Here is a 15,632-nt window from a genome sequence, read left to right as displayed (position 1 = left end):
TGTTTGATGTGTGCCTATTTAATTGTGTACGGCAGTTTAAACGTCCAAAGAAGTGTTCCATTTTCTGGCGTCGTGCTGTCAATGCCAAAATCGTTATCGTTCGTGATAGCAAGTGTATCACCATTAATAAGCGAAACACCTTCAATTTTTTCATAAGGGAACTTGAAGGCAACTGCATCCAGAACCGTACGTTTCGTCGTAGGCAAGATTCCATTCGCTTTCAAATCTGCAATCGTCATTTGCTCAAGCGTTTTACCTGCGGCTGTCGCACTGTCGTATTTGCCACTAATGTTAGTAGCCGTTGAAAGGTCAATGGCATAAATGCGCTTCAATTGTGCTTTATCGCCAGAGAATTTATCTCGCTCATCGATTAACAGCGTGTTCTCGTTCACGACAACCATATCAGAGATAACGATATCTCCTTGAGCTAGATCTTTAAATTGCTTCGCATCTTCTAGGACGTATACAAACTCACCAACAGGGTTAAGTGTCGCTAGGTCAAACTTAATAATCCGGACCTGACGGGAATTGTCCATCGCTTTATCTGGATTGCGAAGCGCATTCTGCATAGCCATGAACATATATTTGCCATCAGGCGTAATGCCAACAGCTTCGGCTCCACGGTTCTGGCGAAGTTTGTTGTACACGTCTGGCAGTGTCTCACGGGATGGCACAAGCGGAGCGGATGCCTGGCTTGCCCAACCTTTAGGCACAATACGCTCAATAATCGTACCGTCACGTTTCACATGAACAATGGACGGGCCGTATTCATCGGAAATCCAGAAAGAGTCATCCTTCGGATTGTAAGCCAAGCCTTCGATATCAAGTCCGTACGGGTCATAGGCTAACACTTTCTCGCCTTTTGCATCATACGGCTCTTCATCGCGCCCTTTAATATTGGGCAGTCCAGTAATCGTAACTTTACCTGATACAGGGTCAGTACCTGACAGCTTCAAAGGGAACTTGTCTAAAATATTGATTTCGCCCTTACTTACTTCGATTTTATAAATCGTTGGTGTATAGTCTGGCAGTGGGAAGGTACGCACTGTTTTACCGTTTATCGTAGGTTGACCGTTGGGCCCGCGATCAGCCGTTGTATAGAATACATTATCAGGGTCTCCTGGAATGTGCGTTAAGGATGAACCAACTCCCATTTTGATACCTTCTGCAAGATTTGGGGCCTTAAGTTCGTATTTACCAGTCAAAACAGGCTTGTCCGTTAAGGACACACTGCTGCGGAACTCATCCCAATCGACATATTTACCCAAAGATTCAGAAAGCGCACGAACTGGCATGTATAAGCTGCCGTCCAAATTGACAGCAGGTGCTGATGGCTTAATTACTTGTCCATTACTGGAGTACACGACATTCTCGGAAGTTTCCCCACTTACTTGTTGAGCCGTTACTGTTCCCGAAACTGCCACTGGAAGAGCAAGCAATAAAGAAGTTAATACGATCCATTTACGTTTCATTTGTAGCATTCTCCCCTCACTATTGTCCGCATGTATGTTTGACTTCTTAGTTATAGCAAACCAATGTAAGGGTTGTGTAAATTGAATATTATGGGATTGTAAATTTTGAGATCGTTATCTGGAGTTGCTTCCGCTCATCTATCCAGATGCGAGTGTGATATACTGTATATGATGTATACATTTTCGGAACTGCAAGGATAATGGAGGATTGAGCAACATGGAAATCGGCGACGAGATCGATGATGAAATCATACAGAGCTTACCATCGGGTGTAGCGCTTAGTTGGGGAATTATTAAGCCGTCCCGCAGAGGGCCAAAAGGTGAACTTAGCATCAAAAAAATTGTTGACGCGGCGATTGATATTGCTGACAACGATGGACTTGCAGCGGTTTCGATGAGCAGGGTGGCTCAATCGTTGGGGTACACGACGATGTCGCTCTATCGCTACATCACAAGCAAAGAAGACTTGCTCGTGCTGATGCAGGATGCCGTCTGTGCTATTCCCATTCCACAGGAGGTACCAGGAAAGCCTTGGCGCGAAGAAATGGGGGAATACGTCTGGGCATGCGTAGATGTGTTCCGCAAACATGCATGGTACGGGGATATTCCGATTACGAGCGTCCCCCTTGCGCCTAATAATCTGCAGGTAATCGACTGGATGTTGCGAATCATGCGGGATTTTCCGCTGAATGATTTTGAGAAAATGTCGTTCCTATTGCTCGTCAGCAGCTATGCTAGAGCATGCGGTCTGATCGCGCGTGACATGGATAAGGCGATCCGTGATGGTGCGAGCCCGGAGACATTTGGCGGCATCACATATGGGGCAGCACTCAAACAGCTGGTCAAACCGGACCGTTTTCCCCATCTCCATCCCATCTTAATGGCGGGTGCTTACACGGATGAGGTGGAGAATCCGATCGGCAATGATCTGGATTTTGGGCTTGAGCGAATCTTGGATGGGATTGCGCATTATTTGCGTGAGAAGGGGTAAGTGGCTCGGTTGCCGGAGCTACCTTACTCGAACCTCGAGGCGCTGGTTGATTGCTCAATTACGAATAGATGGAATTTCTGCAGTTAATTCTTTGGGAAATCGATATAAATGAAGAATAAATGGATTTTGTACAGGTAATTGTAGGTGAATTGGCCATTACGCGCATCTGGGGGAGAAATAGCTACATGTTTTCCATCTAATGCGAATATTTAGTTGAAATGCTCCGAAATAGCTGTACAATTTCCAGTTAAGTTGTGGTGTTGAGATCAGCATCGGGATCGGGAAGTGTGGGGGAAACGCGGTTAATCACTGACTCGACTACACTAGCTATACCAACCAGTTGCCATCAGTGCTTAGCACCAACCACTAGCACAATCCCCCGAAAACACAAACTTATCGTCTGGAGTAATCGGCACCTTTGTCAAAACCAACCAGCGTCTCGGTATAGCCGAGGCGCTGGTTGGTTTTGGTGGAAAGCTATTTCTTGTGAATAGTGTTATGCGATAACGTTAATTGCATCCATAGACCATTTTCAAGGGAAATAGGGTGATGGCATAAGATGGCATAACGCTATGCCACCTTTTCAGCAGAAAATGAGCTAGTTGAAGGAGGATAGCGTTATGCCATAACGTTAAACGCGGGCTATCCGAGCTTTTCTGCGAGATAAGATGATGGCATAAGATGGCATAACACTATCTATCTTGCTGGTTCCCCCCTCACTTCCCGCCATTCTTACGAAACGCCAGAATGCACCAACTAATCGCTATCACCAGTAACGCGACGCACCAACCGATGGCCCACCAAGGGTTATTGAGCACCGGCGTACCCATGAGCAGTCCGCGAATGGTTTCGATAACCGGTGTAATGGGCTGATGGTTCGCAAAACCCTGCATCCAAGAAGGCATGGTATTCGTTGGCACGAATGCGCTGGACAGATAAGGCAGGAACAGCAGGGCAAAGCCGTAGCCGCTAGCAGCGGAAGGGCTGCCTGTGACGAGGCCAATCGCGGCGAACAGCCAGGTAAAGGTTAGAATGAACAAGATAATAATGCCAATAGCGCCAAGCCATTCGATGAATGTCGCGTTTGGACGAAAACCAACGAGCAGGGCAACGCCAATGACCAAACAAGTAGCAAGCAAATTGCGAGCAAGGCTCGCGGCGACATGACCGGTAATGACGCTGATGCTGCTAATCGGCATCGTTCGGAAACGGTTAATGATGCCATTGGTCATGTCGGTTGCCACATCAACAGCGGTGCTGGATGAACCGAAGCCTGCACATAAGAGAATGATGCCGGGTACAACATAATTCACATAATTGCCGCTAGAATCAATGGCACCGCCGAATACATAGGTAAACAGCAGCATGAGCATGATGGGCAGCATGATGGCCATCATCAGCGACTCGATGTTGCGCAAGCTGTGACGGATGCTGCGTCCGATGAAGACGGCGTTGGTTGCTGCGAAAGAAGGGGGCTTTGGCGTTGCTTGTAGACTGCTCTTGTTCGAAAGTGGAGTCGAGTTCACCGACTGTACGTTCTTCAGCGCTTGGAAATCATTCATACGAGGGTAGCCTCCTTGTGATTAGGTGTCGTCAACGCAAGGAAGACGTCGTCCATGCTTGGTTTGCGAATGGAGATGCGCGTACCTGGCGGGCAAGAGTTCGCGATCTCACTCAACGTTTGGCTGACATCGTGAACAGTACCGCTCGTCGGAATGGATAGAATGACTTCGTCTAACGCGTTCCGGAGCTCGATGACTTCACCGCCAACACGTGCTTTCAACGCTTCAGCAGAGCCGGATGCAACGATCCGTCCATGATTCAGCACAGCAATTTCATCAGCAAGTTGATCCGCTTCTTCCAAATATTGCGTCGTCAACAGTATCGTCATGCCTTGCTGCTTCAACTGGAGAATCGTCTCCCACAAGGATCGGCGGCTGACCGTATCTAGACCTGTCGTCGGCTCGTCGAGAAAAAGTACTGGACGACTAACGACAAGGCTAACGGCCAGATCCAATCTGCGGCGCATGCCGCCAGAGTAAGATTTCACGCGCTTGCCAGCCGCGGCTTCCAGATCGAATTGCTGGAGCAGCTCCGCTGCACGGACGCGGGATTCGTCTGCCGATAAGCCAGCTAGTCGGCACATCATGATGATATTCTCGAGGCCGGTTAGCACCTCATCCACTGCCGCGAATTGCCCTGTGAGCGAGATCGATCCCCGCACGATCTTACGGTCAGCGATGACATCATACCCTTCGATTCGTGCATGGCCCGCATCCGGTTCCGATAACGTTGATAGAATATTTATCAACGTTGTTTTTCCTGCTCCATTGGGCCCGAGCAACGCAAAGATGGACCCTTTCCCCACCTTTAAATCAATGCCATCCAATACGGTTTGGTTGCCAAAGCTTTTACGCAAGCCGCTTACTTCAATAGAATGCATAGTCATCCAATTGCCCCCGTCCTTTAAATTGTGGATCATATAAACAGTGTATTACATACTCAGTTATTTATGATCGTTCTCAAGACCGATATTGCACTCGGTCGTCCGCAGCATTTCATCTGCCTCTCATAAACTCTCATCTCCACCAAATCCGTATTCTATAAGGGTTTTCACCACCTCCTTCACAAAAAAGTACAGTGAAAACTCATGCAATTTTCGAATCTTACAGTACATTTGTACCCCAGCAAAAATGAGCAGTATCCAATTTCTCACCCAATTTCGTATGATGAAATCGCAAAGAGGACGCAACGTTACACAGACAGAAGGAGGCAGCGTACTTGGGGATCTTCTCAGCAATACGCAAAGAATCGAAGCATTTCTGGCGGGCAAGAAGTTTGTTTTTAATCGGATTGCCGGCCGTCATTGTGGTGTTTATCTTTTACTACTTACCTATGTATGGTATCGTGATCGCATTCAAAGATATCAACTACGCCAAAGGCATTTGGGGAAGCGATTGGGTAGGGCTGCATAACTTCAAGTTTTTCTTCAACTCGCAGGATGCATTTAGGATTACACGAAACACGCTGCTATTAAATGGATTGTTTATCGTAGTGGGGATGTCCTGCGCATTAGTTATTGGATTATTACTGGCTGAATTGGGTCGGAGATGGGTGAAGCTGTTTCAGACGATCTTGTTCTTTCCTTATTTCCTTTCGTGGGTCGTCGTCGGTTTTGTCAGCTACATTCTGCTAAATCCATCCTTCGGTGTGATCAATAAAACGTTGGAGCAGCTCCATCTCACCCCGATCGACTGGTATAGTAAGCCGGGCTATTGGCCCCTTATTTTAACCCTAACGTATTTATGGAAAAATGTCGGCTACACCGCCATCATCTTCTTCACGGGTCTGCTGTCCATTGACAACAGTTATTATGAGGCTGCCTCCATAGATGGCGCTTCGCGATTGCAGCAAATTCGGAAGATCTCAATCCCGCTCATTTTGCCACTGATAACGATGCTGTTCATGCTCAATGTGGGCCGTATTTTCTACTCGGACTTCGGATTATTCTACTTCGTGCCCCGGGATGCAGGGATGTTATACCCGACGACAGATGTCGTAGATACGTATGTTTTTCGCTCATTACGGGTCGTAGGTGACTTGGGCATGGCATCCGCAGCTAGCTTGTACCAAGCGGTTGTTGGTCTAGTTCTAGTCATAACGACGAACGTACTCGTCAGGAAATTTAATAAAGAAAACGCTCTATTCTAGGGAGGAGGGTGGCAGTGCATTCATCTAGTAAGCAAAAGTCAGAAAATAACCCGCTAATCATTCTATTCTTTCTGGTTTTATCCATCCTGTTCATCTATCCGATGCTGTACGTCATTTCGGTCTCCCTCTCCTTCGATGGGGATATCGCGAAATTCGGTTATCAACTAATCCCAGAGCGCATTACGTTTGTCGCGTATTCGTATATTTTTCAGACGCCGAAGGCGTTGCTTCAATCCTATCTGGTGACGATTGTTGTGACGGTCTTAGGAACCATCTTAAGCTTAATACTCACTTCTTCCTTGGCCTATATCATGACGCGGAGGGATTATCGGTATAGCCGTCTAACAGGCTACTTCGTCTTCTTCACGTTACTCTTTAATGCGGGATTGGTTCCTTCCTATATCGTGATGACCAGTGTGTTGCATCTGCAGGATACGATTTGGGCTTTGATTCTTCCGTATGGGGTAAGCGCTTGGTTTACGATGCTTATGAAGGGTTTTATGGATGGATTACCTTTTGAGATTATTGAGTCTGCCAAAATCGATGGATCCTCCGAACTGAGCACCTTTGTGCGAATTGTTCTTCCGCTTTCCAAGCCGGCCCTAGCGACAGTAGGTTTGTTCTACGCCCTGGCTTATTGGAATGACTGGTGGCTTGCTATGCTGTACATTCAAAATGAGAATCTGATTCCGCTTCAATACTACTTGCAGCGAATCATGTCTAATATCGAGTTTTTGACGAAAAATATGCAAGCAGGCATTAGCATTGATATGAGTGCGATTCCAGCTGAATCTTCTCGTATGGGGATTGCCATTCTGGCCGCAGGTCCGATGTTGTTCGCGTTCCCATTCTTCCAGAAATACTTGATCAAAGGATTGACAGTTGGTGCAGTTAAAGGCTAACTGAATGTATGGCTTCTAAACGTTTGTCAATCCGAATCCGGATCGGATGATAATACATGTCTTCCTTATTAAGTTTCTTATTACGCTTTCTTAGTACCATTGTGACCATAAAAATCAGGAGGGTTCGATGATATGAAAAATAGATCAATCAAAGCATTATCTCCCGTTATTGTAAGCTGTGTGTCCTTAGCCATGCTGCTCAGTGCTTGCGGTTCCAGCACGAATAGCTCTTCACCATCCCCGGCAGCGAGCAGTGCGCCTGCATCGCCAGCGGCTTCGACGGCTGCTGCGTCCCCAGCTGCAACGGAGCTTAAACCATATGAGATTACTTGGTATTTGCCGCAAAGTGTATTCCCAGATGCCAAACTCGTTCAGGATGCGATGAGCAAAATTACCAAAGAAAAAATCAATGCAACATTGAACATTCAATTGGTCGACTGGGGCACGTATGATCAGAAAATGCAAGCGATTGCAGCTTCTGGGGAAAAAGCCGATCTGATTTTCACTTCCAACTGGACGAATGACTACCTGCAAAACGTAAACAAAGGAGCATTCCTTGACATTACGGAGCTGTTACCGAAATATGGCCCAGACATTCTAAAGCAAGTTCCGCCATCTGCTTGGGACGCAGCGAAAGTGAAAGGCAAGCTGTATGGGATCATCAATACGCAGGTTCTTGCTCGTACACCAGGCGTGCTGATCAATAAAACTTCGTTGGACAAATATGGCTTTAAAGCCGATCAGTTTAAGACATTGGCGGATTTGACACCATTTTTCGAAAAAGTAAAAGCGTCTGAGCCTGATAAGTATCCGTTCAGCTTAAAAGGTGACACAGATGTGATGGGCAACTACGGCAGTGCCATCGGTCTTGAATACTTTTCGCAAAAGAACCCAGGGGTTGTTCGCATCGACGATGCGTCCTCCAAAGTGGTGAATTTGTATGAGACGAGGGAGTTTACGGCCTTTTTGAAACAAATGCGTGAATGGTACTCCAAAGGCATTATTCGTAAAGACGCAGCAACGATTAAAGATACGAACTCGGATGAACTGGCAGGCAAATACGTATCCTCTACGTTCACGGTTATCAATCCAGATACAGCAGCTAATCAAGCGCAAAAATTTGGCGGTGGCGACGCAGCGAACGTAGCAGCGATTGAGTTCTCGAAGCCCTACATGAGCACAGGATCCATTATTGCGACCATGACGGCCATCTCTCGCACATCCAAAGATCCAGCCAGAGCGATGATGTTCTACAATTTGATGTACTCCAATGCAGAACTGTTTAACTTGATGAGCTACGGGATTGAGGGCAAGCACTATACGAAGGTTTCGGACGGTTTGATCAAAAAGATGGACAATGCCGGCTACTGGGTAGATTCCGGTTGGGAATACGGCAACATGTTTAACTCGTACCGGACCAGTGCAACACAGCCGAAATGGTTCCCAGCAGGTCCAGATAAGAATGCCGCAGCGATTCCATCCAACATTCTCGGATTCTCTTTTGACCCAAGTAATGTAAAAAGTGAATTGGCACAAACCGCATCTGTCGTGGATGAATTCTATGCGGGATTGATCACGGGGATTGCTGACCCAGACACAACACTGCCAGTGATGAATGCGAAGCTGAAGAAAGCAGGCTTGGACAACATTTTGGCTGAGATGCAGAAACAGATCGATGCTTGGAAAGCTTCGAAATAAGCAATGAACGAACAGTCGCCTCTCTTCTCCTACATGGAAAAGATGAAAGCGGCTTTTTGTGTGTGATTATATCCTGATGATAAGAAACTAAACACCGCTCAAAAGATGTCACGTGCAGAGGTGCAAAAAAAGGCATGGAGCAGCGATTTCGTCTATTCCAAAATGGTGGATATCTGCTTACGATCAGATCATCCGTTATTATACGGATACCTATTGCAGAGAGGAGGGTAGATGTTGACAGAAACTCTTTGTAAGCGCTGTATAAAATGTGGAATCGAAAGGAGTTTATATCGTGAGAATATGGAAGCGAAAAGGTTTGCATCTCTGTTTATGCACCATTTTAATGTGTACAATGCTCATTACTCCCTCGAATACAAGCACTGTAATAGCGGCAGTCCCTGAGAAGCTTTTAAGCGAAAATACGTTAGGCTCTTTATTTCCTTTAACTACGGAGATCATTCATACTGGAGCAACTTATACTTGGTTAACGGAAGGGACTCATGCCACCGATCCTGCTATTATTTCAACGGATAACAGCGGTGCTCCGGATATGAGTGATGGGATTAATGGTCCAGATGGTAATTACAGCAATAACTCGACATGGGATGATAACGCGGTGTCTACGGGAACGCTTATCTATGATTTACAAGCTGTTTACAAGGTATCAACGGTCAAGGTTTGGGCGGATACAGCGACGAATAGTTCCATGAAAAAGTTTGAGGTACTTGCCAGTATCGACGGTCTTACCTACAACTCGGTAGGAGTTCAAGAAAACCAAAATGCGGCGAATAGCGGATTTGCTTCTGTTGCGCTTACGATCAAGCCACTTGTCTATGCGAGGTACGTAAAAGTCATTATGCATAAAGATACTCCCGTATTCAATATGAGACTTGGAGAGGTAGCTGTTTTTGGAGATGCGTTGGAGCAGCAGGCACTGCTTAGCAATAATTTCTTGCGGGCATCAGGTCCCTACAATACAAGTACCCCTAAGCTGCCGACGAATGCGACATATCAATGGGTTACGGAGCAGCCATTTGTGACCCAAGGTGATTTAATAACCACGGATAATGAATCCCTTAACGATGGTGCAGGAGGGATTGTAGATTTAATCGATGGTTCTAGTGTAGAGATGACGGCAGATACGATCGTCAATTCCGCTTGGTCTTCACAAGGAAAGTTCGGTACGGTCATTTTCAATTTGAATGATATGTATCAGGTCGGCAAGATCGATGTATGGACCAAAGCAGACAGTAGTAAATACATGGATGGTTATGAGGTTCAAGTGAGTACAGATGGTGTCAATTATACATCGCTGGGGTACACCGCAAATACAAACAATCGCACAGCTAATGCCATGGTAAACACGATATCCTACGGCGTTTCCGGCAGGAATGCTAAGTTTGTCAAGATTATCATGCATAATGCGAACAATTCCCAGCAGCTGACCATTGGGGAGATCGCGATTTGGGGCTGGAAGCTGTATGACAACAATCCTTCTCAGCAGAATCCGATGCCTGAACAAGTGGAGCTGCGCGTGGATCTAAAAAATTACAGCACGTTATATCTGGATTGGTCAAGTTACAATCATGTAATTAATAACACGAATAAGTATGCGGTCTATATTGAAAACGCAGACTTTACAACAACGACTGGATTAACTCCCAAAACAACACTCAACACAGGATGGATTGGGCAAGTGGGTAAATACGTATCGTATTTCGCTCTTCAACCTGAGACCACTTATTACATTGCGGTCACTCCTTTTCAAGCATCGGGTGTGGAGAGGAAGGATGTAACGACAGTTAAGCTAACAACTCCTTCTGTACTTGGCGGAGAGCAAGTAGGGGATATTTTCTCCATCAATGATGCACCATTCGGTAGCGGTAATCATTACGTGAACCATGGTGACCCAGGAGAACAAAATAATTTACAAAGTAAATTAAAGCTTCTCAGAGAAATCGGTGGCGTGAATAAAAATAGGTGGTCCGATCACAGCAACTACACGAAAAAGGAGTACGGTAAGTTTGGGGTAAACTTTCACATGTTCTACCACGAAAGCAGTACGGTAGCTGCTGACAATACGAATGGCGCGTGGACGTTCTCAACCTATAACGAGCCTGATAATCCAAGCAACTTCACAACGCCAACTGTGGCCGCAACTTCGATAATGAACAATCACAATTCAATGAAGGCGATAGACAATAGGAACTTATTAGTTGAGCCTGCGATTATGGGTGTTGACACAGGTAGTTTGAATTGGCTAGATCAGTTGTATAACTCGGACGGGCAAAATGGAGCGCTGGTTAAAACCTATTTTGATGTCATGGATGTTCATCCTTATGTTAAATATTCGGATACGCCTGTTACTGGATTAGATAGCGGGACGCCTGAGAAGCTAATTTCCAAAATTGCCGATCTAAAAGGTGTAATGTCCAGTCATGGCGATGCTGCTAAGCCTATCGTATTTACAGAATTAGGCTGGAGCACTTATACAGGCGGCGGGGGCTTCTTGAAGTTAGTGGACCGCACAACGCAAAGAAACTATCTAGCCCGAGCTTATATGCATGCAATTGCTGGAGGAATTAAATCCGTGCATTGGTATGGGTTTCAAGATTTTGGTGAAACGGCCACGCAAATAGAACATAATTTTGGACTTATTGATTGGGATGCAGTACCTAAGCCTAGCTATTATGGCTATTACACGATGGTTAGGGTGCTCCATGATGCTTCCTATCTGGGTCCAGTAGCTAATCTCAGTAACCCTTACTATGGTTATAAGTTTTGGGACGAGAATAAGAATCGCTATGTGACTTCCTTATGGGATGCCAGTTGGCAAACGACGAGTTCCACGAGCCATACAGCGACAATAACTACTTCTGATGCAGGCGTTACCATAGTGGGCATTGATGGCAGTCATACCTATTTGGCTGCGACAACTGGAAGTGTGAATGTGCCATTAACTGGAGCACCGATTTTTATTTACTCCAATCATGGTGTGAGTGTTGCTTCTGTGAACTAGATCAAATAATCAGCAGTCTCCCCATTAGGGGAGGCTGCTTTTTTGTATACCGTGTGGTTATCACCTTAACAAAATGAACCATGTGTAAGAAAGGTAACAGGATGTTTTGTAAGAAAGGTCAACTGAATAAAACATGTCTATTTCCATTCTCTTCACCGCAGGATACGATCGAATCGCCAGCACAACAGCAGGCTCAATTTCGAAAGGGTGAACACAACATGGAGGAAAGAACGACCGGTTTCCATACAGGTAGAAACCAACGGAAGCCAATATGGACCAAACCGACGCAATCCACATTCAGAAACCGAATGATACGGGATCGACATTTGTATCTCATGCTACTGCCTGTAATCGGATTTTATCTGTTATTTAAATACGCTCCGATGGTTGGTGAAATGATTGCCTTTAAGGATTATCGGTTCGCAGATGGAATATTTGGGAGTAAATGGGTGGGGTTCAAACACTTCTCTAGCTTATTCCAAAGCATTGATTTTTGGAGAGTTCTCAGGAATACCTTGCTGCTCAATGTCTACAGTCTTGTTCTCGGATTTCCGGTACCTATTCTTCTTGCGCTTCTCCTCAATGAAGTGCGCAAAGAGTGGTATAAAAGAACGGTTCAGAACCTGCTCTACCTACCTCATTTTATCTCATGGGTTGTGCTAGGGGGTATCTTTATAGCTATGCTTTCCCCGAGCACAGGCGTTGTGAATTTGGTGCTGACGAAAGTGTTTGGCATCGAGCCCATCTACTTTATGGCCAGTTCCGGCTGGTGGCCAATCGCGTATACATTATCCGGTATATGGCGTGAAGCAGGTTGGGGCACTATTTTATACCTAGCAGCTATGGCATCCATTGACCCTCAGCAATATGAAGCAGCGAAGATAGATGGGGCATCGAAACTGCGCCAGATTTGGCACATTACGTTACCAGGAATTCGCAGTACAATTGCTATTTTGCTCGTTCTTCGGATGGGGCACATGATGGATGTTGGCCTCGAGCAGACGTTGGTGCTCCAGAATATGTCTGTATTGGATGTAGCGGATGTCATCAGCACTTATGTGTATCGTGTGGGCTTACAAAATATGAACTATAGCTATACGACAGCATTAGGCTTGTTCCAATCCGCGGTTGGTTTGATTCTAGTCGTGGGTGTGAATCGATTAACCCGAGTTTTCGGAGAAAGGGGGCTTTGGTAATCGATGAAAACCTACAATAGCAATCAACCATTCTTCACTCGTTTGGGAACAGCGGCGAATTACACAGTGCTTGCGATCTGTTCACTAATTGCGTTATACCCTTTTTGGTATGAGATCGCAGCTTCTTTCAGCAGCAGTAGAGCCATTACAGCAGGTGAGGTGTCCTTATGGCCGATTGAATTTAATACGGAAGCTTACCAGCGGCTTTTCCAGGATGGACAGCTCTTTGTAGCCATGCGCAACACGGTGCTGGTAACCGTTGTGGGAACAGCCCTCAATATGGCCCTTACTTTATTGGCCGCGTATCCGCTTTCTAGACGAAGACTGATGGGACGCACGTCCATCCTCATGTTCATCACATTTACGATGTTGTTCGTTTCAGGTGTAATTCCGAATTTTATACTCGTAAAATCCTTAGGTCTTATGGATACGTACTGGGCATTATGGCTGCCTGCTTTAATAAGTACGTATAACATGTTCGTGATGAAAACGTTCATGGAGGGCTTACCCGAGGAAGTTGAGGAGTCTGCGGCTATCGACGGCGCAGGTGATTGGCGAATTTTGGTTCAAATCATCGTACCTTTATGCAAGCCGATTTTAGCTGCGCTTTCCCTCTTTTATGCGGTCGGCTGGTGGAACTCGTATTTCAACGTATTGCTGTATGTGACCAAAACGACCATGCAGACGCTGACGCTCAAGCTCTACCAAATGATTCTGCAGGTGGATCAGAGTCTGCTTGACAATGTTTCCGGAAGTGAGGGCGTAGCTAATGTCGTCCTAACGCCAGAAGGCATCAAAGCGGCTGCTATCGTCATCGCAGTTACGCCAATTCTGATTGTCTATCCGTTCCTTCAGAAACATTTCGTCAAAGGAGTCTTGATTGGATCGGTTAAAGGCTGATATCATGGGGCACATAGCCCTTGGTATAGATAACAAACTATAAGGGGATGAATTCATTGAAGAAGTCTAATCATGTTTGGAAACCAGTTCTTGCTGCAAGCTTGTCTTTGGCGGTACTGGCTGCCTGTAGCTCAAATACGGCAACGACTGAAAGCAGCTCGACTGCACCACAAGGCAGTGCACCAGCTGCGGCAACACCGGTAGGACCGAAGAAAGAAATCAGCATTTCCACTTTTGATAGAGGTACCGTAGCCGCAGAAGAAGGCAGCTATGAAGATAACCGATGGACGAAATGGATCAATGAAAACTCACCGGCGAAAGTGAGTTGGGTTCCAGTTCCCCGAGCGCAGGCTCAACAGAAGTTAAGCACCCTGGTCGCTTCTGGCAGTGCGCCAGATCTTATCTGGGAGTATGATCGCAACTATATTGCCCAATTAGCCAATCAAGGCGCCATTCAGCCCATCGACAGCTACATTGAGAAGTACAGTACGACATTGAAAAAGTATCTGCAAGAGCATCCGGAGCTGAAATCGGCGATGACGATTAATGGTAAGATGTATGCCATTACCAGCAGCAGAAGTATCGATGGTATTGCCAACCATGCCATGTGGATCCGTCAGGATTGGTTGGATAAACTCGGATTAAAGGCGCCAACGACAACAGAAGAATTAATTGAAGTGGCCAAAAAATTCAAAGATGCGGATCCTGACGGCAATGGTAAAGCAGATACCGTACCTATTGCGTTCAATGGTAATGCTGTGCAAATTATTAGAGCTTTCTTTCAGGTGAATGAGAATCAATGGTATTTGGAAGACGGCAAAATGAAATTTGGCAGAACGTTGGATCGATACAAGGATTCCATCGCTTATCAGAAAGCGTTATTCGACCAAGGTTTGTTGGATAAAGAATATATTACGGATAGCAACTTCCAGCGAGCGCGTCAATTGTGGACGACGGGCAAATCAGGTATTTATATGAGTTCTTGGAATATGCAAAATGAATTTATAGATCTAAAGAAAAATGTGCCGGATGCGAAGATGGTTCCGTTAGAGCCGGTAGCTAGTAAATATGGGAAAAATGGGTTGTATCAGGAGCTGCCGGCGAATATTCTTGTCGCTTTTAACAGCAAGATGAAGGAAGATAAGATTGAAACAGCTATTAAATTTCTAGATTGGATGATGGAAAAAGGGGATATGTCACTGAAGTACGGAGAGGAAAACGTTCATTACAAACTGCAGGATGGGAAGATTCCTCAAGTACTGAATGCTGACAAATCCCGTAAGGAAGTATCTTATGCTTATGAGTACGCAATCGTATCTGATTTTAGCTTAGTACCTGAGTGGTTCCCGGTCATGGCTGCGCAAGATGCTGTATCCCAAGAATATGCCAAAATTAAGACGCAATCACTGAATGTGGCTCTCAAAAATAAATATCGCAGAGACATTGCCTTTAATCCGGATCTTCCTGAAGTCAGTCAATTAATCGCAACATTCCATCCGATTGCAACGCAAATTGAGGTGAAAGCCGTAACTGGAGGCAATGCTTCAACCCCAGAATCTGCGATGGAAGAGGTTCGTAAAGAATGGAAGCGGCTTGGCGGGGAAAATGTGGAGAAATTGGCCCAAGAATGGTATGAGAAGAATAAAGAGTTTTTGAAATAATTTACTTGTAGTTTACTGGTTATAAAAGCATTTTGCAGCAGGGATTGCTCTCTGTTCGAAATGCTTTTTTTATGTTGAACGG

11 protein-coding genes are annotated in these 15,632 nt (G+C 45.6%); 8 read left to right on the top strand and 3 right to left on the bottom strand.

Annotated features, from left to right (window positions below; genetic code table 11):
• Positions 1–14 precede the first annotated feature (14 nt).
• Entirely contained in the window at positions 15–1,472 is a 1,458-nt protein-coding gene (locus J2736_RS13850; RefSeq protein ID WP_310499190.1) for an esterase-like activity of phytase family protein, read from the bottom strand.
• A gap of 217 nt (positions 1,473–1,689) precedes the next feature.
• On the opposite strand from J2736_RS13850, the gene J2736_RS13845 reads away from it, so the two are divergent.
• Positions 1,690–2,463: a TetR/AcrR family transcriptional regulator gene (locus J2736_RS13845; protein ID WP_310499189.1), complete on the top strand. Its 774-nt coding sequence runs from the start codon at positions 1,690–1,692 to the stop codon at positions 2,461–2,463.
• 716 nt (positions 2,464–3,179) lie between these two features.
• Here the strand turns inward: J2736_RS13845 and J2736_RS13840 are convergent.
• Both J2736_RS13840 and J2736_RS13835 read right to left on the bottom strand, forming a co-directional pair.
• A complete protein-coding gene (locus tag J2736_RS13840) occupies positions 3,180–4,025 on the bottom strand; it encodes an ABC transporter permease (RefSeq protein WP_310499188.1) in 846 nt (281 codons plus the stop codon).
• A complete protein-coding gene (locus tag J2736_RS13835) occupies positions 4,022–4,912 on the bottom strand; it encodes an ATP-binding cassette domain-containing protein (RefSeq protein WP_310499187.1) in 891 nt (296 codons plus the stop codon). The genes J2736_RS13840 and J2736_RS13835 overlap by 4 nt, the downstream gene beginning before the upstream one ends.
• Before the next feature lie 332 nt (positions 4,913–5,244).
• On the opposite strand from J2736_RS13835, the gene J2736_RS13830 reads away from it, so the two are divergent.
• From J2736_RS13830 to J2736_RS13800, 7 genes are all read left to right on the top strand, one after another.
• Positions 5,245–6,174 (top strand): ABC transporter permease, encoded by a 930-nt coding sequence (locus J2736_RS13830; protein WP_310499186.1) that lies wholly within the window; start codon positions 5,245–5,247, stop codon positions 6,172–6,174.
• A 14-nt stretch (positions 6,175–6,188) separates the two neighbouring features.
• Positions 6,189–7,076, top strand: a complete 888-nt coding sequence (locus tag J2736_RS13825; RefSeq protein WP_310499185.1) for a carbohydrate ABC transporter permease — start codon at positions 6,189–6,191, stop codon at positions 7,074–7,076.
• Positions 7,077–7,208: 132 nt separating this feature from the next.
• Positions 7,209–8,774 (top strand): DUF3502 domain-containing protein, encoded by a 1,566-nt coding sequence (locus J2736_RS13820; protein WP_310499184.1) that lies wholly within the window; start codon positions 7,209–7,211, stop codon positions 8,772–8,774.
• A gap of 292 nt (positions 8,775–9,066) precedes the next feature.
• Entirely contained in the window at positions 9,067–11,793 is a 2,727-nt protein-coding gene (locus J2736_RS13815; RefSeq protein ID WP_310499183.1) for a discoidin domain-containing protein, read from the top strand.
• Positions 11,794–12,011: 218 nt separating this feature from the next.
• Positions 12,012–12,989, top strand: a complete 978-nt coding sequence (locus tag J2736_RS13810) for an ABC transporter permease (RefSeq protein ID WP_310499182.1) — start codon at positions 12,012–12,014, stop codon at positions 12,987–12,989.
• A 3-nt stretch (positions 12,990–12,992) separates the two neighbouring features.
• Positions 12,993–13,889, top strand: a complete 897-nt coding sequence (locus J2736_RS13805; RefSeq protein WP_310499181.1) for a carbohydrate ABC transporter permease — start codon at positions 12,993–12,995, stop codon at positions 13,887–13,889.
• A 56-nt stretch (positions 13,890–13,945) separates the two neighbouring features.
• Entirely contained in the window at positions 13,946–15,550 is a 1,605-nt protein-coding gene (locus J2736_RS13800; RefSeq protein ID WP_310499180.1) for an extracellular solute-binding protein, read from the top strand.
• Positions 15,551–15,632 lie beyond the last annotated feature (82 nt).

Origin of the sequence: Paenibacillus qinlingensis (genome assembly GCF_031455095.1) — a bacterium.
Lineage (GTDB): Bacteria > Bacillota > Bacilli > Paenibacillales > NBRC-103111 > Paenibacillus_E > Paenibacillus_E qinlingensis_A.
The sequence above is the reverse complement of the archived record's forward strand: the minus strand, read 5'-3'. Positions and strand labels throughout refer to the sequence as shown.

What these genes read in the sequence shown, in the direction of transcription:
- J2736_RS13845 (WP_310499189.1), top strand. Translation starts at nt 1,690, where the DNA reads ATGGAAATCGGCGACGAGATCGATGATGAAATCATACAGAGCTTACCA.
- J2736_RS13805 (WP_310499181.1), top strand. Translation starts at nt 12,993, where the DNA reads ATGAAAACCTACAATAGCAATCAACCATTCTTCACTCGTTTGGGAACA.
- J2736_RS13840 (WP_310499188.1), bottom strand. Translation starts at nt 4,025, where the DNA reads ATGAATGATTTCCAAGCGCTGAAGAACGTACAGTCGGTGAACTCGACT.
- J2736_RS13835 (WP_310499187.1), bottom strand. Translation starts at nt 4,912, where the DNA reads ATGACTATGCATTCTATTGAAGTAAGCGGCTTGCGTAAAAGCTTTGGC.
- J2736_RS13810 (WP_310499182.1), top strand. Translation starts at nt 12,012, where the DNA reads ATGGAGGAAAGAACGACCGGTTTCCATACAGGTAGAAACCAACGGAAG.
- J2736_RS13850 (WP_310499190.1), bottom strand. Translation starts at nt 1,472, where the DNA reads ATGAAACGTAAATGGATCGTATTAACTTCTTTATTGCTTGCTCTTCCA.
- J2736_RS13820 (WP_310499184.1), top strand. Translation starts at nt 7,209, where the DNA reads ATGAAAAATAGATCAATCAAAGCATTATCTCCCGTTATTGTAAGCTGT.